This is a genomic window from Haloparvum alkalitolerans, from assembly GCF_050122995.1.
GTDB classification, from domain to species: Archaea; Halobacteriota; Halobacteria; order Halobacteriales; family Haloferacaceae; genus Haloparvum; species Haloparvum alkalitolerans.
Genome location: NZ_JBNLIA010000002.1, coordinates 178,786 through 203,677, shown reverse-complemented (window position 1 = coordinate 203,677; position 24,892 = coordinate 178,786). Strand labels below are relative to the sequence as shown.

The window sequence follows — 24,892 nt, the reverse complement described above, 5'->3', positions numbered from 1 at the left end:
CGTCCAGCTAGGAATACAAACAAAAGAAATAACAAAGTAATTATAGCTCCCGTCCACTGAACAGTGGTGAAGATGCTTAAATCCGAAACTACCCTAATTGCGGACCCTAAGAGGTAAGAGCCGGGGTATTGTGCGTCTGTCACTCCCGAATACTGTTGGCTAACTGAACCCACCTCAACGACATTACTGAGCGTCCGATACGATGGCTGGTAGGAAGGGCCGACAAGCACACCGGGAAACTGCTTATAAAAAGACCGTATGAGAAATGTGAATATTATTGATGATATAAGTGCAAAATAGTTTGTGAAACGGCGACTATATAAGAAAAGCAGAGAAATGAAAGCTGACCAAACTGCAAGAAAAGCTAAAAAGACAAGAATGCCCTGTTGTGGCAAGAACCGTATATAGTAGACAGATATACTAAGCAAAAGGAAAAATAGTATCCCAAATTTCCGTTTCATAGATGTGTTGTGTACGAGAATGAGTATGTTATAAGTTTCTACTTCATGGTGGCGTTGCGATCAGGAATGGGGTAGTCTAAAAGTCGAGTAACTCATGCTCTGTTTCAGCCACCTCAGCAGTAAAAGCGTTGTATCGAGTTAGACATTCTGGAGAAAGAGGAGACACACGAGCTGGTGACGAAGCCTTGTATCCGACTCCAATTGACTGGATTATCACCGGATAGCGTCTCGATTGTTGAATTTTTGGTGTCTATTGACGGTCGTGTTTAGTTAAGGATGAAGAGTGAAGCGGGAGAATTTCTTGGTGGTCTATACCAGAAATCGCCCGCCTCAGTGGATGCACGAACTGGATTGATTTGGATTTTGTGGAGCGACAGCGGGTACTGTTCAGATAAGCTGATTCCATGCGAAAGCGAACGATATCAGCCACTCGTCAGCAGTTTCTGCTTCGGCGTTGCTGAAACAGTTTGAGAAGCTGGTAGTTCTGCGTTTTACCTCACGAAAGACACGTTCGACGCTGTTCCGATTTCCATGTCGTTCGTATCTGAAATCGAGGCCATGTTTTTCACATGCTCGGTGAAGAGGAACCGCACCATCAACGAGAATGATCGCGTTATCTACATCATGTTTTTCGCGAAGTTCAGCAAAAAACTGATCTGCGATCACGTTCGTTCTCGTCGGTTCAAGCTTTGTATGTAGCAAATCGTTTGAATCAGGATCAACGGCGGCGTACAGCCAATATTGTTCGTCGTCAAGCTGAATCACGGTCTCATCAACCGCAACGTGATTCGGACTTCGACCAGATTCCGGCTGTAAATCGGCCTTGTGAACCCAGTTATGCACGGTGGAGCGAACTCGATCAACACCGAATACCTCAAGAAATGAAACAGTATTCGAAAGCGACAATCCAGACAAATGAAGCTGAATACTGAGCTTCATCAACAGCGGCGGTGTTGCCTCTCGCTCCACAAACTCTAAGTTGATCTCGTCTAAACAGCCGCTGAGGCGGTCGTTTTCGGGCATAGATCACTTTGAAAACGCACCGCCTCACTTTTCAATCCTTATCTGAACACCGCCGTTGGGCGATTACCGATTTGTGAGATACTAAACTGCTTAATGTGTTGATGAAGTAGCTATTTGTGGCCACGTTGATATTGATTAGTTATGGCTATTGAAAGTGATGGAGAATTACAGAGAATGTACGAAGAGAATCATTTGTTTAATCTCAAGGAGGATGTGACTGCTTGGAAGGTGTCTCACGTGACGGAGGTTCTTGAGGAAGCAGGAATAACCTCCTGCGACTCTATAGTTGAACTGGGTTTTGGGTCGGGGGAAGTCCTCAGCCTTCTCTCTGAGTGGTTTGATGCGGAGGAAACTGTTGGTCTTGATTTTTCGACGCGAGCTGTGTACGTGGCCGACGAGATCGCCGACGAGAAACGTTGTATCGTTGGAGACGCACAAAGAACCCCAATTAAGGACAAAAAATTCGATGTTTGTTGTCTCATGGATATTTTAGAACACGTGAGGGAGCCAGTAACAGTTCTTGAGGAAGCCATCAGAATTGCTGAAACGGTGATTGCTAAAGTTCCGATCGAGTATAATTACTGCCGTCGGGCACAGAACAAACTTGGTATTTTTACGTGGGAAGACTCAAAGCGCGATGTTGGCCACGTTCATTGGTGGACATTAGCGGATATTCAGAAGATAGTCGAGCGTTTTGATGTTAGATATTCTCAGCTAACACCGAGCCGTCGTCACTTTGATTCACACGACAATCCAGTACGTACACTTGCTGGAAATATGGATGCAGCGACATTCAGAATAAGTAGATCACTTTACCATCGTATGTGGGGTGGTAATATAGTCTATATAATAAATTCGTGAATCAAAGCTAAATTTTCATTTAGTGTTCTGACTAAGACAGGCGATAGTGAGTTTGCGGAACTACCACCATCGTCGTAAACGGATGAACGCACCTTACTTCCGCTTTAGCGTTGAGTTGACTGTTTCAGATCAACTCCGCGATCCGTAGTGGTCAGAGTCTAAGGTGCTCCAAGCCTGGTGAAGAAACGATTTGAGCAACACTGTCACAAATACTGCTAATCTGTGGCTCAGATGTTCGATATTGTATGAAACCAGCGAATTTGAGCACTGCCTATAAATTTGATAATTCTAGCATGAAATCTTGGACTGTTCTTATATGATCAAACATATTTTTAACCCTCAACCGGCTTTTTTCACCTAGCTCCTCACGGGTTCTATCATCATCAATCAGTTGCTCAATCATCTCTACCGCTTCATCAGGTGAGCCAGCAATCAACTCTTCCATACCGACGATCTCTCTTTTTGCAGAATTCTCTAGTACGACAGGTGGTGTGCCACACGCCATCGATTCAACGACGGGAAGTCCAAAACTATCCCATTCAGTCAGATGGCAGAATACCGAAAGACTAGAGTAGAACTCCGGTAAATCATTTTCTGCGATGAATTCGGGTGAATATATCTCAATATCCGTTTGTTCGAGAGCGTTCGCTAGTGAGCGGCTCCCAGAAAGGACCCCCAACTCATGATGTTGGTTGGTGTCTAAGGGCCTAAACCGATCAGTATCGATGGGGTTGTAGACCACTGATGAGTGGTACCCCAACTTAGATTCAAGCTGATTTTTGGCGTACTCGGAGACGGAATACAATTTGTCAGCGTACCGCAACTGCGGTATTCTGGTTGCGATATACGCCATATGAGAGATTCTTCGTGTGTTTGTGACGTTACGTGGGACAAAGCCGTGGTTCACGTAAATGACGTTGTTATTGTGCAGAAAGAAGTTCCCCAAGGCGCCCCCCTCCAAAAGAACGACATCCTCGTCCGGTACAGAGATTGGGCGAGCGAGTAACGGCATACCAACCGGACCAACATTACTTACTGTCTCAATGTCAAACTTCGACTCGGCAAACTCAAAATCCACATCAGCGGCCCAGATCTTAGTGTGATACCCAAATTCTTCGAGCGCCTTGGCCCGAGTGATTGCAACCTTGGATTGACCTGAATGGTATGCTAGATAGTCAACTACCAGATGTACCGTCGTCTGAGGATTTGTTGGTGACATGGAGGCGTCGTCAGTAGCGTTAATCAGTACTCACAGAGTAAATCTCTATTCACCACTATTCTACACTATTATGAAAGTCTGCCCCTTCGATTGTACAGTAGTAGAACCTGTCCAAACAGTGTTCAAGCTATTTTATTTTGTAATCGCACGTGGAAGCCCGAAAGGTAGTTTAATCTAGTACTGCCAAGAATGCATGGAAAAGTAGTATACTGCTTTCTCAAATCCCAAACTGTAAATTCATAGAATTGGTCATTCAACACATGATACAGGGCGTAGAGGTCCGCGACCTCCAAGTAAACGCGGATGAGCGCGGCCATCTGGTCGAGGTGTTCCGCGAGGACTGGGACACGTATGACCCAGAACCGGCAATGTCCTACTACTCGATGACGTACCCCGGTGTCGTCCGGGCGTGGCACAAGCACAATCGAGGACAGGTCGATCACTTCGTCTGTCCCTCGGGGCGAATCAAGGTCGGCGTTTACGACGACCGCGAGCATTCACCTACGGAGGGCAACCTCGACACGTTCGTCATCGGCGAGCACAGTCAGCAGGTCATCCGGATTCCGGGCGATTGCTGGCACGGCTTCAAGGCTATCGGCGACGAACCGTCCTTCCTAGTGAACTTTCCGACCAATCTCTACGATTACGAGGACCCGGACGAGGAACGGCTACCGCCGGACACCGACCACATTCCGCTGGATTGGGACGAGAACCCGGACGGGTGAACGATGAAAGGTGTACTCCTCTCCGGCGGGACAGGTTCACGCCTCCGCCCGATCACTCACACCGGTCCGAAACAGCTCGTCCCGGTGGCGAACAAACCGGTTCTCGAATACGCCATCGACGACCTCAAGGAGGCAGGAATCACCGAGATCGGGGTTGTCCTCGGCAACAAGGGTCGCGACGAGATTCAGGAACTCCTCGGCGACGGCTCGAAGTACGGGGTCGAGATTACGTACATCGTCCAAGGGAACCCGCTCGGGCTCGCGCACGCCGCGGGCTGTGCCCGCGACTTCGTCGGTGACGACGACTTCGTAATGTACCTCGGGGACAATATCCTCAAGTCGGGTGTCACCGACCTCGTCGAGAGCTTCCAAGCGGGCGACTACGGCGCGGGTATCGCGCTCCAAGAGGTCGAGAACCCCCAGGCGTTCGGAATTGCGGGCGTCGACGATTCGGGCAACGTTACGGAGCTCATCGAAAAGCCTGACGACCCGCCAACGAACCTCGCACTTGTCGGGATGTATGTCTTCTCTGCCGCGATCTTCGACGCCATTGACGACCTCGAACCGTCGTGGCGAGGCGAACTCGAGATCACGGATGCCATCCAGGACCTACTCGAAGACGGCCACGCGATCGACTCGCACGTTGTTACGGGTTGGTGGAAGGACACCGGGAAGCCCGAGGACATCCTCCACGCTAACCGGCTTGTCCTCGAGGACAAAGTACTTGAGACCGCAGGTACGGTCGAGGACGGCGCAGAGGTTAACGGCCGTATCGAACTCCACGAATCTGCGGTCATCGAGGACGGCGCGGTCGTCCGCGGGCCGGTCTCGATCGCTGAAGATACGGTCATCAAGAGCGGTACCTATGTCGGGCCATACACTTCGGTCGGCGCGAACTCCACACTCGAGAACGTGCACATTGAGAACAGCGTCGTCATCGGCGACTCGACGATCACGGCGTCGGGGCGAATCGTCGACAGTCTCCTTGGCCGGAGCGCGAACGTCGAGAGTGCGGAGAATCATCTCCCCGAGGGCCGCCGCCTCGTCGTCGGCGAGAACTCCCAGCTCAAACTGTAACCATGCGCATCATCACTCACTCCTGTCCGGACTGTGGCACCGTCGTCGCCGCGAATGAGCTCGAGTCTAACCGCGTGATGAAGTGTCCCGGACTCGGCTGTCAGGGAGTCCTCCGGTTCGACGACCTACCAGAAGAGGTGCGCGAGCACTTCCTCGAAAACCGCGAGCGCTACGAGATCTAGCGCACAGCGTCCCTGATTTCTCTCACGTCCGCTTCCAGCGTCGGCTGTGGCCGGCCGAGTCGCGACTCGACGGTACTCACATCGAGACAGGTGTACGTCGGGCGTGTCGCGTCCCGATTGACATCGTCGGTCGACCTCTCTTTGAGCAGCGACGCATCTGATTCGAGCTGACCGGCAAGTACCTCGCCGAACTCGTGGGGCGTTACACAGGATCGACAAGCGACGTGGTACAGCCCGGTTGCATCCGAGTCGACCAAATCAAGCAGCGTCGCAGCCGCCTGACCTGCCCGCGTCGGCGTCACCCACTGGTCGGTGAAGAGCGGGACAGTGTCACTCGACGCCAGCCGGTCACGGACCCACGCCGGAAACCCGTTAAGCTCACCCGAACTCCGATGGACGCCCCATACGAACGAGAGCCGCGCGATCAGGTGGTCCCCGTCTGCCTCCTGCACCGCTCGTTCGCCCGCTAACTTCGAGTCGCCATACACTTGGACGGGGTTTGGCATGTCTCCTTCACAATACGGGTCCCGCGCGGTGCCGTCGAAGATGTAATCGGTCGAGACGTGGACGAACTCGACATCATTTGCCGCACACTGGGACGCCAACGCGCCCGGTGCATCACCGTTGATCACGTCTGCCCGATCAGGGTTCTTTTCACACCCATCCACATCTGTCATCGCGGCGCAGTTAACTACGAGATCCGGGTCATGAGTCTCGAGTACTTCGTCGAACGTTTCGGAATCTGTGAGGTCGAACTGTGTCTGCGGGATTTCGAACTCAGGTCGTGTCGAGTGGTACGTGCCTGCGACCGTCCAATCGCGCTGGATACCGGTATAAACGACGTTGCTACCGAGAAGTCCGTTCGCCCCGACGACGAGAAGACGCATAGTTCGGTATTTCAACAGGAATATAAATAGGTGCTGTTGAGAGTAAGGTAGTATGCGACTCCTCGTCACAGGCGGTGCCGGCTTTATCGGATCCAACTTTGTACACCACGTGCTTGACACCCACGTTGACGACGAAATCGTCACACTGGACGCACTAACGTACGCGGGCTCAAAGACGAACCTAGAAGGCGTCCTCGATGACCCACGCCACGAGTTCGTCGAGGGGGACATCCGTAATCAAGAACTTGTTACGGAACTCGTCGCCGATGTCGACGCGATCGTCAACTTCGCCGCAGAATCACACGTCGATCGCTCCATCGAGGGCGCGAAACCCTTCGTAAGCACGAACGTCCAGGGAACACAGACATTGCTTGATGCGGCCAACGAGGCAGATCTCGATCGCTTCCTGCAAATCTCAACCGACGAGGTGTACGGCCAGGTGCTTGACGGGACCTTCTCTGAGGACGACCCCCTCAACCCACGCAATCCTTACGCCGCGACGAAGGCAGGTGCGGATCTACTCGCGAACAGCTTCCAAACGACACACGACCTCCCCGTGGTCATCACTCGAACCTGTAACAACTTCGGCCCACGACAACACGCCGAGAAGCTCATTCCGAAGTTCATCCAGAACGCAGCTACCGGGAAGAGTCTCCCTGTGTACGGTGACGGGTCGAACGTACGTGAGTGGATCTACGTCGAAGACAACTGTCGCGCACTCGATCTAGTGCTTCGGGAGGGCAACATTGGTGAAGTGTACAATATCGGTAGCCATGCCGAGAAGACGAACCTCGAAGTTACCGAGTCGATCCTCGATGCCGTCGGCGCATCCGACGATCTCATCGAGTTCGTAGAGGACCGCGCCGGCCACGATCAGCGATACGCGCTCGACACCGACAAGATCAAAGCGCTGGGCTGGGAGCCCCAGCACTCTTTCGAAGACGCGCTCAAACGAACAGTCGATTACTACCTCAGCTGATGACTGACAGCGAAAAGCCGATTGCGGACGACGAGTGGCGCACGATCGTCGCAAATGTCCCACTCGTCTCAGTCGACCTTGTGATCGAACACGACGGTGGCGTACTCCTCGGAAAACGAGAAAACGAACCCGTGAAAGGCGAATGGTTCGTTCCCGGTGGGACGGTGTTCAAAAACGAATCCCGTACTGAGGCCGTCCATCGCGTTGCCGAGGCGGAACTGGGTGAACCTGTAGTCATCGACGGCTGTATTGGAACCTATGAACATTTCTACGAAACGGCCGCAACCGGGGGTGTCGACTCGAAGCACTATCTCGCGACCGCCTATTCCTCTCACCTCGATCGTAACGATCCCGAGCTCAACGGCGACGATCAGCATGGTGCTTTCCAGGTCTTCCGGCCACCGTTCGACGAGTTCCATCCATACATCAAACGGTATCTCAACGACTACTAGCCCGTTCTACTATTAGTCCAACCTAATCTTCCTGCGCTCAATATCCATTTTCGGCCCCGAACCGTCTCTTTCTCTACCAACTCCCCCTTCTATCCACGCTTCAGACCTTCGCGATTCTCTGGATATCCGAGGTTACTCCGTCAACCCTCAAGCGGATCGCATCGGTCGTTCGCGCCGCTTGGATCAACAGGTTGATCGCGTCTCTGATCTTGGACTCGAGGGGTACCGACCCATTCTTCATCACCGTATCGCGTCACGCGGTCCGCGGCCGACCGTAGTCGCAACCTTGCTCTCCAACGACAAGCTACAAACCCCCACCCATCCCAACACTCACCAATGACGACGGCGAAGCGGCAGCGGTTCGTCACGGGGGTGACCGCGTGGCTGGTGGGCGCTATCCTCTTGCTCTCCCTGCTGGGATCGATGGAGCTCGAGCTCTTCTTCGTCATGTCCCTGATCGGGCTGCTGGTGGTCGTCGAGCTGACCGCGCCGTTCAACGTGACGCCGCGGTGGCGCCGACGGCTGCTTCCGCTGATCGCGGTCGGGTTGCTGGGCTTCGGGATCATCGTTATCCGTCGCATCTTGGCGATCCTGCCGGAGGGGTTGTTCTAGATGGCGTCGCCGTGGCCGGACCTCCCACGCACTGTCCTCGCCCTGCTGACGGCCGCGGTCGTCGTGGCACTCATCCTGGCAGCCTCCACCTCGACGGTCGCGTTCGGGTCGTACAACCCCTCATGGGAGGGGACCTCGGATCTCCGGGAGCTGGACACGGACGGTACCGAGACCGAAGTTCTCCTCGACACGGAGGGGTACGCGGCCGCGGCGCCGAACGCGACGGTCGCGTTCGTCATCGCGCCCGCGGAGGGGTACTCCCAAGCCGATGTAGAGCGGATCGAGACCTTCCTCGCGAACGGCGGGACCCTCGTGGTCGCGGACAACTTCGGGGCACACGGGAACGCGCTCCTCGACGATCTCGGTGCGAGCGCCAGACTCGATGGCGACATCCTGCGTGACGAGCGGCATTACGGAGAGAATCCGCGGTTCCCGGTTGCAACGAACGTGTCCGACGATCCGGAGCTCGCGGCTGTCGACCAGCTCACGCTGAACCACGGCACGGCAGTCGAGCCTGGGAACGCGACCGTGCTCGTGCGAACGTCGGAGTTCGCGTATCTCGACCGCAACCGGAACGACGAACTCGACGCGAACGAGACGCTGGCCGCCCATGCGGTCGTCGCGCGAGAATCGATGGGAGAGGGGCAAGTGATCACGGTCGGCGACCCTAGCCTGTTCATCAACGCGATGCTCGATGCCCCGGACAACCGCGCGTTCGCGACCGCGCTCCTCAACGGCCACGACGCGGCGCTGCTCGACTACTCACACGCCGGGAGCCAGCCCCCGCTCGCGGTCGCCCTCCAAACACTTCGGGCAACGCCCGGGTTGCAGGTCCTGCTCGGACTGGTCGGCCTGCTCGCGGTCGGCACCGCGTTCTCGGGACGGTCCCACTGGAGCGCGGTCGTCCACGCGGTCGGGACCCGATTCACACGGGTGGGGACGTACTTCGGTCTCACCACGCGACCGGATGAGACACAGCGCACGGATCCAGAAGCACTGAAGACGTACCTTCGCGAGCAGCATCCCGAGTGGGACGAGGAGCGACTCGACCACGTGATGGCAGGAACTTTAGGGGAGACAGACGCAGCAGAGGCCAATGAGTAGTCCCGAAGCGCTCTATGAGGCCATCCTTGCGGAAACGTCGAACGTGGTCGTCGGCAACGAGGACGTCATCGAAGGGCTGACGATCGCGATGATTACGGACGGGCACGTCCTCCTCGAGGGTGTTCCGGGCGTCGCGAAGACGACTATCGCGAACGCGGTCGCCCGGGCGACGGACCTCTCCTACAGCCGTATCCAGATGACGCCGGACATGGTGCCGGCCGACATCACAGGTACGCAGATCTATCGGCAGCAGCAGGGCGAGTTCGAGCTCCAGCGCGGGCCGGTGTTCGCGAACGTCGTCGTCGCGGACGAGATCAATCGCGCGACGCCGAAGACCCAGTCCGCGCTGCTGGAGTCGATGCAGGAATCGACGGTGACGATCGACGGCGACTCGCTCGCACTGCCGGACCCGTTTCTCGTCGTCGCCACGCAGAACCCGCTCGAGATGGAGGGCGTCTTCGAACTCCCCGAGGCCCAGCGTGACCGCTTCCAGCTGAAGTACGTCGTCGACGTGCCGGAGCGGGACAACGAACGTGCAATCTTGGACCGGTTCGATGCGGACCCCGATCTCGATGCGGCGGCCATCTCCTCCGTGGTGGACGCGGCCGACATTCAAGCTGCCCGCGACGCCGTCCAGGGCATCCATGTCGCGGCGCCGATCAAGGAGTACGTCCTCGACATCGTCGCGGCGACGCGGTCGTCCAGTGCACTCCAGCATGGCGGCTCACCGCGGGCGTCGCTCGCGTTCCTGAGTGCGTCGAAGGCGCGAGCGGCGATCCACGGCCGCGAGTACGTCATCCCGGACGACGTGAAGGCGCTCGCGCTCCCCGTACTCCGCCATCGGGTTATCCGAAGCACGGACGCGGAACTCGCCGACCGTGCGGTCGACGACATCGTCACGGAGCTCGTCGACTCCGTCACCCCCCCGGGAAGCGACGAGACGTTCACGTCCGAGGCACCCGACCCGTCAGTCGCCGATAATTGACCCAGTCGGAATTCATCTGGGTCGGCCCTCTTGGCCCTTTGTGACACGGGAGCAGCAGCCGAATCGGCCCCCCGGTGAAGCGTTCTTCCGGATCTATTTCCGCCTAAAAACGGAGATTTCGCATCAACTGTCGTAAATGATACCCCAGTCTCATTTATATATTTATGTCTACGAAAAATCATAATGATCTATCGGCCACCACTCTTTTTCGTCTGTTGTCCAATATCGTAGACATGAGACAGATACGTCGTCGGGACGTATTGAGGAAGGTCACGGGAGGCGGGCTCGTTGCGCTGCTCGCAGGTGGCGGTATCGTAACCCTAACACAGCCGTCGCTCGCAGCTGACGGGACGCTGGATGCTGCGGACGTGTCAGTGTCCTCGACTGATGGGCAGTTGGATTCCTTGACGATCACGCCCAGCATTACCGTGGACTGGGCCAATCAAGACGCTGCCGTCGCAACAGTGGAGGTAACCTGGCACACGAGCGGGCCGAACACCAGCAAATCGACCGTTGGGAATACGCCATACGCGTTCACCCCGAGCAGTAGCTCCACTGACGGATCACTCACCAGAGACATGGGGGAGATCAACCTTCTCAACACACTCGATGCCAGCGCGTTTAGTGCCGATACAGACGGGAACACGACGACCTCGAGTGTTGAACTGTGGCTGGACGTGACGCTCAAAGACAGTGGGGACAACATCCTCGACCAACAGGACGACATCCTCAACACGACGTTCCAAGTGAGCGTCACAAACACGGAGGCATCCGCGTCCCTCTCGGCATCCGGAACCGCAAACACGAGCGGAAGCTGAGCCCTCCTCACTCCCAGTACAGTCACCGGTTCTGGCGGCGCCATCGGTCGGCCGCTTCGACGGCGGAGGCAATCTCGATGGCGCCGACTCTCCGTCCTCGCCGGGACGTGTTTTCTCGAACGTCCGTATGGCGAAAGCGGGCCACCAAGCACGAACTACTCCGGTGAGCCGGTGACCAGTCCCAACGTGTGAAATGTCTCCTGGCTACGTGTCATCCACGTCCCACCGACACGTGACCGTGAACGAGTCGCCAGTGTCGATATCCGTCCGAACCGGCTCGTCAACCGCGGTCGCGGTCCCAACGGCGAGCAGTGAGACGATCGGGTGGTCGAACTGCTCACCAGTCCCATATAGAGGGTCAGACACGGTCCAGGTGGCGCGACCGTTCGTGATGTCGACGTCGACGTCCACTGCGGTGGCGAGCTCGAAGGTCTCGACGAGCGCACTCGCCAGCAGGTTCGCCTGGCTCGCTACGGTTCCCTCGTTCCAGTCGAGAGCGTCGAGAAGGCGTGCACCTGTCGGCTCGAACGCGATACCGCGGTCGGCGTCGTCCGCGCCGACGACGAACGTCTCCTCGAGTGCGTCCGCGGCAGGGACTGAGTGTCCCGTGGATTGGGGGATATACAGCCGGACGTCCGACTCTCGAGGAACGTACGTCGGCTCGCCCACCAGCCCGAGTTCGCTCACCACCGCATCGCCGTTCCGCGCCATCGCAGCGTAGACACGCTCGCCGACGTCGGCGCTGACGAACCGTTCGGGCGTGATCCACAGTGTGAGAACGGCCGCAAACAGGCCCGTCCCCGCGAGCGCGAACAGGACGGATCGTGCGTCCGGAAACAGGGCGGCGCCTCCGATAGCGAACAGCCCCAGCAGGGCGAATCCGGCTGCCGTCCGACGGTGTTTGACGTGCTTTTCGCGGTCGCGCTCGGCGCGGAGGCGCTGCGTTTCCTCTTCGAGAAGGTCGACGCGAGCCTGCAGCTCCGCGGCCGACTCCTCGGTGGCGTTCCGTGTCGTCGAGGTAGTATCAGACATGCTCTTGACCTCCTCCCGGCTCTAGAGACCCGGGAATCCCACCACGGGATTTTAGGCCGAGCGTAGCCCTATGGGTTTCAAGACGCATACGTTCCAAGCGTCTCGTGCTTGATAGCATCAGCTTGGCTGTCTTGCGGGGCGGTCAAACGCCCCCCATCCTCAGCCGAGTCATCGTCATCCGTGTGTTCTCTTGAATGGCTCTCTCCGCTGAGGTAGCGGTCAGCTATGTTGATCGCACCGTTCACGTCGGCTTGGTACTCGCTTATCCAGCAAGCGTCGTTCGTACATTTGAACGTCGCCTGTCGCGGGCGGTACCCCACTTCACCACAAGCGTGACAGTCCTTCGACGTGCTTCGTGGATTCACTGTCTCCACCGGGATACCCTTCTCGACGGCCTTGTAGCGTATCTGCGCATGGATTTTGGCGAATCCCCATCCGTGGAGCCTTCGATTCATGAAGCCGCCGTAGTCCATCGACTCCCGTATATACGTCAGATCTTCTAGTACAAGAACGGGATTCTCGACGGACTCAGCGTACTCCACAACCTCGCGGGTAACGGTGTGGAGTATATCGTCTATCTGGTTCCACACCTTGTCCCCAAAGGACTCCGCGATACGTTCGCATCCCCGCGCCTGGAGGCGGCGCTTGGCGGTGAAGTAGGTCTTGCGGAGCCGACGAACGGTCTTCCCCTCGTCAGCCCATAGAACGGGCGTGGTCGGAGAACCGTGGTCGTCGCGGTGACACACCGTGACGAGTGACGCCTCTCCTACGTCTACCCCGATGGGTGTCGGTTCTTCAGCGGACACCTCGGAGTGTTTCTCTACGTCTCGGGTGGCGGTGATGTGAAGATACCACGTTCCCTCCCGCTCGAACAGCCGACTCTCACCCATCGTGGCAGCTCCTGCATTCAACGCTTCCAGCCAGTCCCGCTGTTCGGGATTCGGTTGAGCGGGAATCCAGAGGTGATAGTCCTCATGGTGCGGGATTTTGACGTACCACTCGATTGCGTTCTCGGGCTTGTGGTCGAGTCGTAGCCCTTCGTTAGTGAACCGAACAGGGTGGTTGTCATGAAGTTCACCCGCGCTGTACGTCGTCGTGAGTTGTGGGACGTATTTCTTGAGGGCGTTCTTCGCGTACCCGCTCAGGTCGTAGTTGACTACGACATCGTTCGCTTCAGTCTGCGTGACACATCCGGCACCGAAAGCTTCTTTCAGGGCGTTTTGATATGCCTCTCGCGTCTCACGAAGTTTCCTTCGCTTGTGGGCGTTTGGCTCTACCAGTTTGAGTTCGAGCGTCTTCGTGAGTTCGATCACGAGTTGCCCTCCTTGTGCTGCTGGATGTAATTCTCGATTGTCTCACTTGAAACGTCCCCGGCGGTTCCTGCGTAGTATCCTCTCACCCAGCCGATTTTCTCGCCCTCATGGTCGGCGTATCGATGGTTGTACTTACGTGAGGAGATACCCTTGAACCAGTTAGCGAGGAGTGCGGGTTCGTTCTTGGGCGGGCTACTGATGAACAGGTGAACGTGGTCGGGCTGTAACGTGAGGTTGAGAATTTCGACGCCTTTGTTGTCTGCTATTTCGTGGAGGATGGACCGCACACGGCTGGCAACCTCATTAACGAGTACTGATTGATGGTACTTCGGCAACCACACTATGTGGTAGTTGAGGTTATAGGTTGCATGCCGTGTGCTTTTCATCCGTGTTGTATACTATAGTCAGCCAGTATCTTAATACTACCGACAGAACGGTGGGAATTTCCGTTTTGGCGTCGGCGGTGGGGACGTAGGCTATTGCCCGCTTGATCCCCGACTAAAGACGAGAGGACGCGCTCCTATGTTTATTATGTCTCCATTGTTGGGCGGGCGAGCCCGAGGCGCACGCGGAGATAGCGGTGACAGCCGTACACGCCCATCGCGACGACCAGACAGAGGCCGGCCGCGAGCCAGCCGATCGAGAGTTGCGTCTGGAGGACTCCGATCGAGACGGCAAACATGGCGAAGAGCGCGGCCGTAAGTACGATCGGCGACCGGACACCAACCGTGCGTGCCGGTTCGGTTAGGACGATTAGGAGGCCGACCTGTACCATCACCAGCGTCAGCAGTCTCGGTTCACCGCCGAGGAGGAGCCACAACTGGCCGGCTGCGACGGCGGGCAGACTCGTGAGCAGCAGGCCCGTGAGAAGGAGGCCGACGGCAGCCACGACCCCTCCGTCACTCCCGACCCCGAGCGCGCCGGCCGCGAGCAGCAGCCCGCCGAGACTGATCGGGTCATGGTCGCGGCGTCCGGTCCGCAGCCACCCCCTCGATCCCAGCTCGGTCATGCAGTCTGCGCCTCCCGTCGGTTCGACAGGACGGCCGCGAGTCGATCACCCGGGGCTACTTCGAACGCGGTCGTCCGCGGGTACCCCGCGATCTCGCGCCGGAGGTCCTCGAACGACAGGTACGCGTCGTACGCCTCGTCGAGGTCGCCCAGGCCGGCCGTTCCGAAGAGCGTCTGCGGCGTGAGGAACACGAGGGCGCTTCCTCCTCCAAGCGTCGCCATCCGGACGGCCTCCTTGAGGCGGACGGGATCCGTATCCGTCGTCACGATGGCGAGCGTCGTGTCCGCGGTGAGCTGCGTCCGCACGCGCCGAACCGTCTCGATGAGCGGGTCGTCCCGCATGCGCGTCACGTACGGATCGGCCGCGCTCACGAACGGGCGCAACGTCCTCGCGAACTGGTGCTCCTCATCGCGGAGCTGGTCAGCCGTCCGGCGGACCGCTGCCGGAGCGCGTGCCCCACCCGGTGTGGCCTCGCCAGCCGGCTGTAGCCCCGTCAGCGTCTCTCGGATGCGGGTGTACGTCTCCGGACCGCTGCCCGGCGTGATCGCGGTCGTGATCCCTTCGTCGCCAATGGTCCAGAGCCCGAGCGGGTCGCCGGTCTCGGCGGCGTACTGGGTGATCCCGAGCCCGACTTCACGGGCGTACGCCAACATCGTCTCTCCCTCCCGGCCGGACGCCATCCGGCCGCGATGGTCGACGAGGAGGACGGTCCGTCGGTCCGTCTCGGCTTCCGTCTCGCGCACGAACACGTCACCCAGCCGGGCCGTCGCTTTCCAGTCGATCGCGTCCGCGGCGTCGCCGGGAAGGTACTCGCGGAGCTCGCGCGTCGTCACACCCGGGCCGGCCCGGTCACCCTCGTGTTCGCCGAACGCCCCGATGGCCGGCGTGCCCCCCTGTCCGACGTGGAGCGTGGACGGCGTCCGCGCGGAGACCGTCAGCGCTGGCGTCGACCCCGTCTCCACCGTCTGCGTGTAGTAGCCAAACGGCTCCGCGAACGTGATACGGGGCGTCGGCAACTCGAACTGCCCGACGACCGTCGGCGTCAGCGACACCGTTGTGTCTGCGATCCGCTCGCCAGCGGCGAGTGTGACCGTGGGGGGCCCGTTCGGACAGGAGACGCCCGGGGGAAGCGGGAGCGTCGTCTCGACCGCCCCGACTGTATCCGTGCGCGTTACGGTGAGCGTCGCCTGCACCGGTTCATCAGTCCGCGTCACCGCGTGGGACAGCTCTGTCGTAACGGACAGGTCCGTGTTCGTCCGGAGTATCCACTGCGTGCTCCACAGCGTGACCGCAAGGAGCCACGCGGCGATCGCCGCGCCGCCATACAGGAGCACCGCTTGCTGGGTAAGGACGGCAACGGCCAGCAGCCAGAGGCCGATGGCCGCGGTCAGCCACCAGCGACGCGTGAGCTCCATCCGTTCCCACCCTTCCGGGCAACTCCATTGAACCTTTCCACCTCCGGCGACAGCCGACCGCGTTACTGGGGGTTGGAAACGTTCATCCAGAGGTGGAGGTCACGGTAGGCGTTCTCCCGTGTCGGCGACGCTGGTGCCTCGCCCATGTACAGCAGGAACTGGACGCGAAGCTCCGTGCCCGTGAACGTCGGTTCCACCACGAACGGTCGCTGGTCCGTCGCGTTATGCTCGAGCGTCGTCCCATACCGGCCGAGTTCTTCACGGCGCTCGACCGTCGAGGTGTTCCCCTCGACCGTGACCTCCTGGAGTTGGACCACAACGGTGTAGTTCTGGGTGCTGTGTTCGTTGTTCCCGATGCCGACGATGAGCTCCGCGGACTCGTTTAGCGCCAGCTCCTCAGGGTAGTCATCCGCAACCAGCTCGCCATCCGGCTGTTCCGTCAGCAGGTAGAACTCCGTGAACTGTTCGCCATCCTGCGGGACGGCGACCGCATACCCCACACTTCCAACGGCCAGCAGCATACTCAGCCCGAGCACCACGTTCAACGCCGCGTCAGTCCGATCTTCAGGCTCGAACACCTCAGCCTTCCCGGCCGCGATCCACTCGCGATACGGCACCACAAAGCGCTCCTCAGGCGGTAGTTCCCACCGACGGACGGCCGCGACCACGACACAGCCGAGGGTGAACAGCGACACCGAGACCGCGATCGGAACGAGCCGAATCCCCCACGGCGTGAAGTTGAGCACCAGCCCGATCAGCGGGACGATGGCGATCGAGAGGCCGAACGAGAGCGCGACGCGCTCGATCCCGTCGATACCGGCGCGGGCGGTCGGATCGTCGGCGGAGGTGTCGGCCGTCTCCGCGGTCGCCTCCTCGGCCGCGGCCGTCCCCGGAACTGGGGCAGGGCCATCTGCATCATCCCCATCGTCTGTGTCCGGTTCGGACGCCGCGGTCCCACCCGCTTCCGAGGTGGTCGGTGATTCTCCCTCTTCCGGAAACAGCGCCGCGATGAACGCGTAGCCGGGCAGAAATAGCACGAACGCAAGCCCGAACACGACGCGAAGCGGCGTCTCGTTCACGATCGGGATGAACACGGACGCGAGCGTCAGGAGCGTGAGCAGAACGACCGCGGCGAGATCGGCTGGCAGCCGACGGACTGGGCGTGGAAGCAGCAGCCACAGATCCCGTCGACCCAGCATTACGCTGGATATACAGGTCACCCTGTAAAAACAAGTCGGTTAGGGAACCGAACGGAGAACCGCCCACTCTTCAGATCCAGAAGTATTTCAATGAGGGAACCAATACGGCCGATCGTGCCGGGTGGTGGAGGATGTCCCCCAAAGCCCCTGATTCCCGGCACGTTTGTGAACCACCCCTGCGATCCGCTCGATTCCCCCATCTCCCATCCCCATTCGTTCACCGCAACTATGCGGTAGTTCCCCAATTCGTGCACATTCAGGGCGATCTGCCGTCGATCGTCGATTGATTCTCGATCACCTCCTGTTCGAACGGCAGGGCACGGATCTCGATACCGCGCCACTCCCCGTCGACGCCGATGAGCGCCTCGGCGTAGCCGGTCTCCTCATTGCCGGGAATCGCGTCTTGGACGTAGCGCATTTGGGCGTGATTCAGCCCGAACTCGGCGGCCCAGTCCTCGTCCATGCCGTCGAGGCGGTGGAACTGCTTGATCGCACACTGGTCGAGGATCATCTCGGCCTCGGGCTGTTGGAAGAACTCGTCGACCGTCTGGGTGACGAGTCGGATAGAGAGATTGTGATGCCGATGGTGTCGAAAAATCGTCTCGATGTAGGAGAGGCTCGCGGCATCAGTGAAGAGGTAGCGCGCCTCGTCGATGACGAACACGACCTCCTTCGGCGTCTCCTTGGCGCGCTCGTAGACGAGCGAGACGAGCAACTGCATCAGGAGGCTCGTCTGTCCGCCGAGGCTCCCCTCCTGCTGGGCGAGGTCGAGGTAGATGAGGTCCTCGTCACGAATGTCGAACGCCGTCTCGCGGCCGAGGTTCTCGAATCGGCCACCCTCCGCGAACGGCCGGAGTTGGTCGATGAGCCACGTCGCGTCCGCTTGGAGTTTGTCCGCTTCCGCGTCCGTCCGAAGGACGTACTCGTCCGGGTCCTCAACGAGCCCCTCTAGGACGTCGATCACGTCCGTCATCGTCGGACTCTCGCGACTGTGCGTGGCGATATCCTCGGTGATGCCGCGGTCGCGGTAGGCCGCGTCGACCGCGAGTTCGAGCGTCGTGCGCCGGTCCATGAGGTCCACCCCGCGAAGCGCGAAGAAGTTGGTGAGGAAGCTGAGCACGCTGTCCTTCTTCTCGGTGAAGGGGCTCGCGTCGGCACCGAGGCGGCGCTGCACGTGCTCGGGCGTCGGCCGGATCTCGAGTGGGTTCAGCCCGAGCGTGCCCCCGACCGTGATGCGGCGGGCGTCAAGGGCGTCCGCGACGCCGGTCCAGTCGTTCAGCGGTTCGAGGATCACGCCGATGCGGTCCTCCGACTGCGCGATGGAGCGGATGAACTGCTGTTTGGCGCTGAAACTCTTCCCTGACCCTGGGTCGCCGACCGTGAACATGGCGTAGCCGTTCTCGCGCGCGAACGGGTCGACAACCACGGGACTATCGGTGTGGCGATGGACGCCGACTTCGACGCCGCCCGGTTCGAGCAGGGTTGGCGAATGGGGAGACGCAAGGAGCGCGCCGACCGCGCCACCGAGCGCGATCGCGTCGCGCCCGAACGGGTTGTCGCCGATCGGCGCGGCCGCTTGCAGCGCGAGATCCTGCGTACAGATCGCGGTTTTCGGCGTGAGGTCGGCGGGCGACTCGCGGAGGCGACGCTTCACGGTGCGCACGGCGTTCCGGAGCTCCTCACGGGAGTCGGCGCGGACGGTGACCTGCATCGCCTGTGCGAAGACGCGCTGGCCGTTTTCGACGGCGCGATAGGTCGCGGCCGCTTCGTTGGCCCGCTCGTGAAGGTAGGTGCTCCGAACGCTTCCTTCGAGATCCGCGTCCACCTTCAGATCGTCCGCGACCGTCTGCAGTTCGTCGCGAGCCCGGGCCTGGTCCTTGGGCCGGACGTGGGCGGTGAGGTCGAAGCGGACGTCCGTGAGGGTGAACAGCTCGCTGAGGTAGCCGTCACTCGGGTAGTCCGGCCAGTCGGCGATGTACAGTGTCGATGTCCAGTCGTCGCCAACCCGGGCGACGCGCGTCTCCCACTCAATGGCGTCGGGGGCGACCGTGTCGGCATGGCGGTCGGCCACGTCATCGAACGCACGTCCATCGTCCGGCGCGGTCGCGATCTGCTCGGGATCAATGAACTGCGAAAGATCGACCTCGGGGTCGTTCCGCGGACGCCGCTCGACGAGCCAACCGCCGATCAGGATGCCGATCACGACCGCGCCGATGACGCCGGCGGAGCCGATCAGCACGTCGACGCTCGTGTCCAGTCCGCCCTGAAGCACGGCGTCGTGACGCACGCTGATAGCCTCACGCATCGTCAGTATCCCGTGATGAGTGATCCACGGCAACCTGTTCGCGCACCGGGGGTTGCTCGCGTTCGCTTCCGGTCCAGAACCGGAGTGCGAGACCAAACAGCTCGACTGTGGAGAGTCGCCGCGCGGACCACCCGCTCACCGTCCCGACGAGCTCGGTCTGGACGGCCCGAATCCGATCGTCGAGCTTCGAGAGCGCGCGGCCGCGAAGCTCGGCCTCCGTGAGCCGCTCGCGTCGCGTGACGAACGGCCGCACCAGCACCCCGAGGACCGGAATCGTCGTGAGCCGTTGGGCAGGCGACCGCTCGTCGTCGTGGCGCTCGTACACCTCGTAGGGTGCAACCTCCACGCCGAGGTAGTAGCGCACCTGCTGTGTGTCGGCCAGCTCATCAGGGCGTTCGCGACGGTACTCCTCGACGAGCTGCTCGAACACCGGATTGTCCGAGACATCCGGGTCGGTCAGCCGCTCCTCGAGCTGCGCCACTAGCTGGTCGGTCGGGAAGGTCCGCGTCGTCGCGTACACGGTCAGCGGAAAGTCGAGCTCGTCGTTCGCGAACGCCGCACCGGCTGCTTGGACGCTGGCCCAGTCGTCGGCCATCGCGAAGTCCATGTTTCCGGGCCGGACCTCCAGAAACGCCTCCATCGTGCCGTCCGTGCGCTGAATCGCGGCCGCGTCCGGCCAGGCGCGTTCGATCTGCGTGAGCTCTTGGGTCGTCTCGTCGACCGTGAACGGCAGGTACTCGGACAGCGATCGGTCCGGGGACTGACGTCGTCGGTCCTGCGCGGCTGTGTCGTCATTCGTCGGCTCGCGCTGCGTCACGCGCGGTCGGAGCACGTAAAAGCGACCCACGTCCGCGAGCCAGCTGGCCGCGGATCGATGCGTGGGCGTCGCGGAGACGGCCGCGACGCCGAGGACGATGCCGAGTCCCACGAGCGGGGCGAGGAGGGCGTCCACGCCGGAGAACGCGGCCGTGAGTAGGCCAGCAACGGGAAAGCCCAGTAGGACATACAGATCCCCTTCGGTGACGTTGAACAGCGGGACGCGCGTCTCCTCGCCGATCGCGTCCATGATGCGTCGCCGGGCCGGATTCTCGTCGCTCATTGTGTCCCCCCCGGTTCGTTCCCCGTTCGACGATAGGCGGGGAGCCGGTCACCGTCAGTCACGAGCGCGCTCTGGAACGTGTCCCCGTCTTCGCCTCCTCCGTTCGCGACCCGATTCGCGATGACGTGGCCGGCCGCAGCGCGTGGTCCCCACCGGGCAGCCGTGGAGGCGGCCCACGGGCCCGCAGCCGCGCCGGCGCCAACGACCGCGCCCGCAGTGAGTGCCGCGCCCGCAGCCGTCTCCACGGTCCGCGTGAGCCGCGGCGTCGCGTACGAAAACGTCTTCCAGACGAGGACCACGCTCACCACAGGCAGCGAGACCGCGACGAGATGGCTCAAGAACGCGGAGTCAGGCGTGACTGCCGGGACGGTCCCACTCCCGAACAGCAGCTCGTACCCGTGGAAGAGGAGCGCGACCGGAATCGGCATGACGAGTAGTGGAACGAATTTCAGACAGACGCGACTCGCGATCCGCGAGACGACCGGGAGGTTCCCGTACGCGAGCGCGATCCCGATCGGCATCCCGTAGATAAAGACGATCAAGAGCACGTCCCGGAGGAAGAACAGCGACTGCAGCGCCCACATCGCACTTCCGCCGAGGATGTTGAGCGAGAGGGCCAAGGCGGGGTTCTCGACGGACGAGGTGAGAAGGTCGACCATCGCGCCTGCAACCGTTCCCACTGAGGGGATCAGGACGAGTGTGAACGCGTCGACGAAATAGACCGAGACCGCAGCGACCCAGTACCACGCCACGATCAGGATCCCACCCGTCCACGCCGTCTTTCTAGCCTTCCGCGCTTCATACGTCGACCCGATGTTGAAGATACGGATCGTGTTTCGGCCCTGAACACAAGTGATCAGGAGCAGCAGCGCCACGATCATGATCTCGCCACCAACGAGGTCGCCGTAGATCGTCTTCCACGGTTCGTTGGTGGGGACCCCAAATCCGAACGGTTCGCCAGTCTGGGGTGTTGGCGTAGAAAAGATCGATTCGGTGACCGATTCATATCCGCTAATCAGCCCATCTTGGAACCACTCGATCCCCTTATCAACTATATCTTGAAACCATTGAACACCAACATCAACGAGAGAGATGTCGGTCACGACGACCCCTCCGTGATTTCAATACTACAGTCGCTCATATCTTCTCCAGTATAGACCACTTGATATTTCTCTTCGACTGCATCCTCTCCAGTGATTTTACTCTCTAGACTGACCGTGAACTCACCTTCGGCTCCTCCTGGTTGACACTCAACAGTATCTCCCGCTGATGAGAATGGGAGTGAATAACTGAATATCTTATATTCGGAATTAGGAGAAATCTCAATTCCATCTGCAGGAACGCTCTGACCATCAGATGGATCAAATATTCCGCTTTCATCAAACCCGTCAGTTGTGGGGTTAGGGACATCACCAGTGAAACGCAGATCAGTCACAAAATCAGGGCCTCTACCGGAATTTTCCAGATAGACTATCACTTCTGTACGTGTTCTTAATTCGGGAGCCCCTTCGTACATCTCGTCAGGATGGTTACGGCCGAGTTTGAGGTCCACAATCTCGAGGTCCGGACGGATCGCAATCGTCTCCGTGTCGGTTACCTCGTCCTCAACAACGGCACGGACCTCGTACTCGCCGGGGGCGTACGGCATTTCGATGGGGAACGTTTCGGTTGTCACCCCGGCCGCGACCGTCGTCTCGGCGAAGAGCTCGCCGTTCGGATCGACGACCGTGAGTGCGTCGACGCTCGCCTCCGCAGCGAGATCGACGACGAGTTCGGTCTCTTCGACGGCCACGGCCGCGAGCGGGCCGTCCGCGGTCGGGGTCCAGTCGGCACCGTCACCGTCGAGACAACCGGCGAGCGCGAGAACGCCCGCGGGGGCAAGCGTTTTGAGGACGGTGCGTCTGCTGGAGGGAGTGGTGTTCGTGTTCATGGGTCGGAAATGCGGAAGAAGCGACCGATCCGGAGTCCGGCATATAGCGTGACGGCAAACGGAATCGCCCACACGACGACGGTCTCGATCACGTGCAGCCACCCCGAGACCGTCGTCAGCGGGTGCCACTGAACGCTTTCGGTTGCACCCACGTAGGCCGGACTGGCCGCACGCCAAGACTCGGGCTCGTACTCGACCGTATAGATCCCCGGCTCGTCGACGGTGACGACCGCAACACCACGGCCGTTCGTCTCGACGGCGTTGCCGTTCACGCGGAGCGTTCCCGTTCGTGGCTCGCCGCCGATCGGCGCACGGCGATCCCCGTCGCGGAGAACGATCGGATCGTCGGTCCGTGCATCCGTGAGTTCGATACGGAGAGTCGCTGCTGTTTCGTTCCGGTCAGTAACAGTGACCGAGAGGTTGCTCTCGCGAAGGGGTCGGTGTTCGCGTTCCACGTCGCTCAGATTCGTCTCGACGCCGCGGACGACGCCGTGGATAGTCAGCGCCGAGTCGTCGACCGAATCCGTTCGGATCGCCATCCCGTACGAGCGGGTGTACGACTCGTTGACGACGCCGACATCAACATTCTCGTGCAGTCCTGCAGCTGGCGTGGGTGCATCAGTCCCCCACACGTCGAGGATCGTCGGCCCGTCACGCACGGGTTCAGCACGAGGACCGATGCGCGAAGGAAACGCGTGTACGTACACCGGTCGTGCAGGCGCGTCAACCGTCTCCGCGTCCGTCGCGGTCGACCGCGTCAGGGTGTCCCAGCGGGTATCGCGGCCGGTGTAGTAGCGCCAGACGCCGCGAACGCGGTCGGTCCCGTCCGCAGTCAGCGTGTACCCGTGCCACGGCTGGGCGTGGTAGATGACGAGCCCCGTTTCTCCATTCGGGTACGTCGTTTCGTACGACTCCGCGTCGAGCGTGTAGACGCGAACGGTCCGAGTCTCCGCGACCGTCACTTCGTCGGCAGGCAGGACCGAGGTGGTTCCGTTCGGACGTGACGCGCTGCTTTCCAAGTCGACCCGGATGTCTGCTTCCAGCCGCAGGTCCACACGCCCGCTCTCATCCGTCCGATACTCGAGGACTGGGGTCGCGTTACCGTCATGGCTGGCGACCCGTTCGCCATCGATGTAGAGGCGGACCTCCTCGATGTCGTGGTCGGTGGTGGAGACGGACGCGTTGGTCGCGTTCGTGATCGCGGCCGGTTCGCGGACGCGATAGTCGACGAAACCGCGAACGGTTCCCTCGGGAGCAATATACTGCGACGGATCGTCGCCATCCAGGTGCACATACGTTGAGGGATGGATCGCGAATAGCGAGGCGTGTGCATCGGCGATCGCGACGGAGTCCGTCGTGTTCGCGTTCGGGGGCACGTACGAGGTGGACGCGTTCCCTGGCGTCAAGGTCGGGAAATCGGCGGCCGTCCATCTCGCGGCCGTGTCCGGAGGCTCCGCGAACGTGATGTCCGTACACGTGGCGAGCCGCTGAATCGCGGTCGGCTCCGTCCCGTGTTCCGTTTCGTACTCCGACTCGGAGAGACACGGGTCTGGCTGCTTCGAGAAGAGCGTCGCTCGCTCCGTCTCGGTAAGCGGCTCTTCCTCTCCATTCGTCTGCATGGCCGTGCCTACTCCGACCGCGACGGCGGTCATTGCCAGCCAGACGAGCAGGAGTCGTGGTGCGCGTGTGCGCATCGATCGGACCTCAATGGGTCACCACGGCGTGAGATCGACACACTGCGCGATGGGGAGGTTCATCATGCTTCCGGCGACGGTCGTGAGGGGCCCCAACACGAGCAGCACGACCGCGGACTTGAGCGCCGTCCGCTTGTGCCGCTTGAGGGCTTCACGCTGGTCGGGCCGCACGGTAAACATCTCGACCAGCGAGTCGGCCTGCCACACGACGACGAGGCCCATGAGGCCGACCGCGGTCGTCAGCTGGAAGAATCCCGAGATCATCTCGGGAAGACGTTCGGCTTCACACACCGCGCTCTCCTGTGCGAGTACTGGGTCGACCGCGACGATCAAAAGCAGGATCGTCGCGATCACCGTCCACCAACCTGGAAGCCATCGTCTCCAACTGATCGATACGGGGATGCTTGGGAGAGGATCGGAAGTCATTGTTGTGGATTTGGGGATACCCCGGAGACCGGCGCATCCGACGACTGAGCCGTGTGTCCCGAGGTGGTGCCACGATGGTTTTGTT

25 protein-coding genes and 1 pseudogene are annotated in these 24,892 nt (G+C 60.1%); 11 read left to right on the top strand and 15 right to left on the bottom strand.

The annotated features are described in order from the left end of the window. Nucleotides 1-772: 772 nt before the first annotated feature. Nucleotides 773-841 (top strand): annotated as a pseudogene (locus tag ACQE3L_RS02835) (IS6 family transposase); the annotation flags it as partial. 7 nt (nt 842-848) lie between these two features. Here ACQE3L_RS02835 and ACQE3L_RS02830 read toward each other — a convergent pair. Next, the gene (locus ACQE3L_RS02830) at nt 849-1,484 is read right to left on the bottom strand and encodes an IS6 family transposase (RefSeq protein ID WP_426962277.1); all 636 of its coding nucleotides are present in this window, start codon (nt 1,482-1,484) and stop codon (nt 849-851) included. A gap of 141 nt (nt 1,485-1,625) precedes the next feature. On the opposite strand from ACQE3L_RS02830, the gene ACQE3L_RS02825 reads away from it, so the two are divergent. Further along, entirely contained in the window at nt 1,626-2,345 is a 720-nt protein-coding gene (locus tag ACQE3L_RS02825; protein WP_426962276.1) for a class I SAM-dependent methyltransferase, read from the top strand. A gap of 271 nt (nt 2,346-2,616) precedes the next feature. On the opposite strand, the gene ACQE3L_RS02820 is transcribed toward ACQE3L_RS02825, so the two are convergent. Then, a complete protein-coding gene (locus tag ACQE3L_RS02820) occupies nt 2,617-3,564 on the bottom strand; it encodes a glycosyltransferase family 4 protein (RefSeq protein ID WP_426962275.1) in 948 nt (315 codons plus the stop codon). A 260-nt stretch (nt 3,565-3,824) separates the two neighbouring features. On the opposite strand from ACQE3L_RS02820, the gene ACQE3L_RS02815 reads away from it, so the two are divergent. From ACQE3L_RS02815 to ACQE3L_RS02805, 3 genes are read left to right on the top strand one after another with little or no spacing between them, the layout of a single operon-like run. Next, nucleotides 3,825-4,289 (top strand): dTDP-4-dehydrorhamnose 3,5-epimerase family protein, encoded by a 465-nt coding sequence (locus ACQE3L_RS02815; protein ID WP_426962274.1) that lies wholly within the window; start codon nt 3,825-3,827, stop codon nt 4,287-4,289. A gap of 3 nt (nt 4,290-4,292) precedes the next feature. Further along, the gene (locus tag ACQE3L_RS02810; RefSeq protein ID WP_426962273.1) at nt 4,293-5,366 is read left to right on the top strand and encodes a glucose-1-phosphate thymidylyltransferase; all 1,074 of its coding nucleotides are present in this window, start codon (nt 4,293-4,295) and stop codon (nt 5,364-5,366) included. Nucleotides 5,367-5,368: 2 nt separating this feature from the next. Beyond that, the gene (locus ACQE3L_RS02805) at nt 5,369-5,548 is read left to right on the top strand and encodes a hypothetical protein (protein ID WP_426962272.1); all 180 of its coding nucleotides are present in this window, start codon (nt 5,369-5,371) and stop codon (nt 5,546-5,548) included. Here the strand turns inward: ACQE3L_RS02805 and rfbD are convergent. Beyond that, the gene (rfbD, locus tag ACQE3L_RS02800; protein WP_426962271.1) at nt 5,545-6,435 is read right to left on the bottom strand and encodes a dTDP-4-dehydrorhamnose reductase; all 891 of its coding nucleotides are present in this window, start codon (nt 6,433-6,435) and stop codon (nt 5,545-5,547) included. The two genes, ACQE3L_RS02805 and rfbD, sit on opposite strands and share 4 nt — an antisense overlap. Before the next feature lie 52 nt (nt 6,436-6,487). Between rfbD and rfbB the strand changes: the two genes are divergently transcribed. From rfbB to ACQE3L_RS02770, 6 genes are all read left to right on the top strand, one after another. Next, nucleotides 6,488-7,414 (top strand): dTDP-glucose 4,6-dehydratase, encoded by a 927-nt coding sequence (gene rfbB, locus ACQE3L_RS02795; RefSeq protein ID WP_426962270.1) that lies wholly within the window; start codon nt 6,488-6,490, stop codon nt 7,412-7,414. Further along, complete coding sequence (locus ACQE3L_RS02790; protein WP_426962269.1) at nt 7,414-7,866, top strand: NUDIX domain-containing protein; 453 nt, start codon at nt 7,414-7,416, stop codon at nt 7,864-7,866. The genes rfbB and ACQE3L_RS02790 overlap by 1 nt, the downstream gene beginning before the upstream one ends. 336 nt (nt 7,867-8,202) lie before the next feature. Beyond that, nucleotides 8,203-8,478, top strand: a complete 276-nt coding sequence (locus tag ACQE3L_RS02785) for a DUF8044 family membrane protein (RefSeq protein ID WP_426962268.1) — start codon at nt 8,203-8,205, stop codon at nt 8,476-8,478. Then, nucleotides 8,479-9,582 (top strand): DUF4350 domain-containing protein, encoded by a 1,104-nt coding sequence (locus ACQE3L_RS02780; RefSeq protein ID WP_426962267.1) that lies wholly within the window; start codon nt 8,479-8,481, stop codon nt 9,580-9,582. Beyond that, nucleotides 9,575-10,567, top strand: coding sequence for an AAA family ATPase (locus tag ACQE3L_RS02775; RefSeq protein WP_426962266.1), 993 nt, complete (start codon nt 9,575-9,577; stop codon nt 10,565-10,567). Before ACQE3L_RS02780 ends, ACQE3L_RS02775 begins: the two co-directional genes overlap by 8 nt. A gap of 233 nt (nt 10,568-10,800) precedes the next feature. Continuing rightward, a complete protein-coding gene (locus ACQE3L_RS02770; RefSeq protein ID WP_426962265.1) occupies nt 10,801-11,385 on the top strand; it encodes a hypothetical protein in 585 nt (194 codons plus the stop codon). A gap of 204 nt (nt 11,386-11,589) precedes the next feature. On the opposite strand, the gene ACQE3L_RS02765 is transcribed toward ACQE3L_RS02770, so the two are convergent. The 12 genes from ACQE3L_RS02765 to ACQE3L_RS02710 form a co-directional block, all read right to left on the bottom strand. After that, on the bottom strand, nt 11,590-12,417 hold the full coding sequence (locus ACQE3L_RS02765; RefSeq protein ID WP_426962264.1) for a DUF7982 domain-containing protein: 828 nt from the start codon (nt 12,415-12,417) through the stop codon (nt 11,590-11,592). A 77-nt stretch (nt 12,418-12,494) separates the two neighbouring features. Next, nucleotides 12,495-13,730, bottom strand: a complete 1,236-nt coding sequence (locus ACQE3L_RS02760; protein WP_426962263.1) for an RNA-guided endonuclease InsQ/TnpB family protein — start codon at nt 13,728-13,730, stop codon at nt 12,495-12,497. After that, on the bottom strand, nt 13,727-14,116 hold the full coding sequence (gene tnpA / locus ACQE3L_RS02755; RefSeq protein ID WP_426962262.1) for an IS200/IS605 family transposase: 390 nt from the start codon (nt 14,114-14,116) through the stop codon (nt 13,727-13,729). The genes ACQE3L_RS02760 and tnpA overlap by 4 nt, the downstream gene beginning before the upstream one ends. 143 nt (nt 14,117-14,259) lie before the next feature. Then, a complete protein-coding gene (locus tag ACQE3L_RS02750; protein ID WP_426962261.1) occupies nt 14,260-14,739 on the bottom strand; it encodes a DUF8163 family membrane protein in 480 nt (159 codons plus the stop codon). Beyond that, entirely contained in the window at nt 14,736-16,154 is a 1,419-nt protein-coding gene (locus tag ACQE3L_RS02745; RefSeq protein WP_426962260.1) for a DUF58 domain-containing protein, read from the bottom strand. Before ACQE3L_RS02745 ends, ACQE3L_RS02750 begins: the two co-directional genes overlap by 4 nt. Before the next feature lie 62 nt (nt 16,155-16,216). Further along, the gene (locus tag ACQE3L_RS02740) at nt 16,217-17,353 is read right to left on the bottom strand and encodes a DUF1616 domain-containing protein (protein WP_426962259.1); all 1,137 of its coding nucleotides are present in this window, start codon (nt 17,351-17,353) and stop codon (nt 16,217-16,219) included. Between the two features lie 256 nt (nt 17,354-17,609). Then, nucleotides 17,610-19,658, bottom strand: coding sequence for a VirB4 family type IV secretion system protein (locus tag ACQE3L_RS02735; RefSeq protein WP_426962258.1), 2,049 nt, complete (start codon nt 19,656-19,658; stop codon nt 17,610-17,612). Then, nucleotides 19,651-20,757 (bottom strand): TraC-like domain-containing protein, encoded by a 1,107-nt coding sequence (locus ACQE3L_RS02730; protein WP_426962257.1) that lies wholly within the window; start codon nt 20,755-20,757, stop codon nt 19,651-19,653. Before ACQE3L_RS02730 ends, ACQE3L_RS02735 begins: the two co-directional genes overlap by 8 nt. Continuing rightward, nucleotides 20,754-21,860, bottom strand: a complete 1,107-nt coding sequence (locus ACQE3L_RS02725) for a TrbL/VirB6 family protein (protein ID WP_426962256.1) — start codon at nt 21,858-21,860, stop codon at nt 20,754-20,756. Before ACQE3L_RS02725 ends, ACQE3L_RS02730 begins: the two co-directional genes overlap by 4 nt. Then, entirely contained in the window at nt 21,857-22,687 is an 831-nt protein-coding gene (locus ACQE3L_RS02720) for a hypothetical protein (protein ID WP_426962255.1), read from the bottom strand. Before ACQE3L_RS02720 ends, ACQE3L_RS02725 begins: the two co-directional genes overlap by 4 nt. Next, nucleotides 22,684-24,306 carry a DUF8186 domain-containing protein gene (locus tag ACQE3L_RS02715; RefSeq protein ID WP_426962254.1) on the bottom strand — a complete coding sequence of 541 codons (1,623 nt, stop codon included), beginning with the start codon at nt 24,304-24,306 and terminating at the stop codon, nt 22,684-22,686. Before ACQE3L_RS02715 ends, ACQE3L_RS02720 begins: the two co-directional genes overlap by 4 nt. Before the next feature lie 93 nt (nt 24,307-24,399). Beyond that, nucleotides 24,400-24,735 carry a DUF7985 family protein gene (locus ACQE3L_RS02710; protein WP_426962253.1) on the bottom strand — a complete coding sequence of 112 codons (336 nt, stop codon included), beginning with the start codon at nt 24,733-24,735 and terminating at the stop codon, nt 24,400-24,402. Nucleotides 24,736-24,892: the final 157 nt, after the last annotated feature.

Coding starts and splice junctions, on each gene's coding strand:
- ACQE3L_RS02830 (WP_426962277.1), bottom strand. CDS start 1,484: ATGCCCGAAAACGACCGCCTCAGCGGCTGTTTAGACGAGATCAACTTA.
- ACQE3L_RS02825 (WP_426962276.1), top strand. CDS start 1,626: ATGGCTATTGAAAGTGATGGAGAATTACAGAGAATGTACGAAGAGAAT.
- ACQE3L_RS02820 (WP_426962275.1), bottom strand. CDS start 3,564: ATGTCACCAACAAATCCTCAGACGACGGTACATCTGGTAGTTGACTAT.
- ACQE3L_RS02815 (WP_426962274.1), top strand. CDS start 3,825: ATGATACAGGGCGTAGAGGTCCGCGACCTCCAAGTAAACGCGGATGAG.
- ACQE3L_RS02810 (WP_426962273.1), top strand. CDS start 4,293: ATGAAAGGTGTACTCCTCTCCGGCGGGACAGGTTCACGCCTCCGCCCG.
- ACQE3L_RS02805 (WP_426962272.1), top strand. CDS start 5,369: ATGCGCATCATCACTCACTCCTGTCCGGACTGTGGCACCGTCGTCGCC.
- rfbD (WP_426962271.1), bottom strand. CDS start 6,435: ATGCGTCTTCTCGTCGTCGGGGCGAACGGACTTCTCGGTAGCAACGTC.
- rfbB (WP_426962270.1), top strand. CDS start 6,488: ATGCGACTCCTCGTCACAGGCGGTGCCGGCTTTATCGGATCCAACTTT.
- ACQE3L_RS02790 (WP_426962269.1), top strand. CDS start 7,414: ATGACTGACAGCGAAAAGCCGATTGCGGACGACGAGTGGCGCACGATC.
- ACQE3L_RS02785 (WP_426962268.1), top strand. CDS start 8,203: ATGACGACGGCGAAGCGGCAGCGGTTCGTCACGGGGGTGACCGCGTGG.
- ACQE3L_RS02780 (WP_426962267.1), top strand. CDS start 8,479: ATGGCGTCGCCGTGGCCGGACCTCCCACGCACTGTCCTCGCCCTGCTG.
- ACQE3L_RS02775 (WP_426962266.1), top strand. CDS start 9,575: ATGAGTAGTCCCGAAGCGCTCTATGAGGCCATCCTTGCGGAAACGTCG.
- ACQE3L_RS02770 (WP_426962265.1), top strand. CDS start 10,801: ATGAGACAGATACGTCGTCGGGACGTATTGAGGAAGGTCACGGGAGGC.
- ACQE3L_RS02765 (WP_426962264.1), bottom strand. CDS start 12,417: ATGTCTGATACTACCTCGACGACACGGAACGCCACCGAGGAGTCGGCC.
- tnpA (WP_426962262.1), bottom strand. CDS start 14,116: ATGAAAAGCACACGGCATGCAACCTATAACCTCAACTACCACATAGTG.
- ACQE3L_RS02750 (WP_426962261.1), bottom strand. CDS start 14,739: ATGACCGAGCTGGGATCGAGGGGGTGGCTGCGGACCGGACGCCGCGAC.
- ACQE3L_RS02745 (WP_426962260.1), bottom strand. CDS start 16,154: ATGGAGCTCACGCGTCGCTGGTGGCTGACCGCGGCCATCGGCCTCTGG.
- ACQE3L_RS02740 (WP_426962259.1), bottom strand. CDS start 17,353: ATGCTGGGTCGACGGGATCTGTGGCTGCTGCTTCCACGCCCAGTCCGT.
- ACQE3L_RS02735 (WP_426962258.1), bottom strand. CDS start 19,658: ATGCGTGAGGCTATCAGCGTGCGTCACGACGCCGTGCTTCAGGGCGGA.
- ACQE3L_RS02730 (WP_426962257.1), bottom strand. CDS start 20,757: ATGAGCGACGAGAATCCGGCCCGGCGACGCATCATGGACGCGATCGGC.
- ACQE3L_RS02720 (WP_426962255.1), bottom strand. CDS start 22,687: ATGAACACGAACACCACTCCCTCCAGCAGACGCACCGTCCTCAAAACG.
- ACQE3L_RS02715 (WP_426962254.1), bottom strand. CDS start 24,306: ATGCAGACGAATGGAGAGGAAGAGCCGCTTACCGAGACGGAGCGAGCG.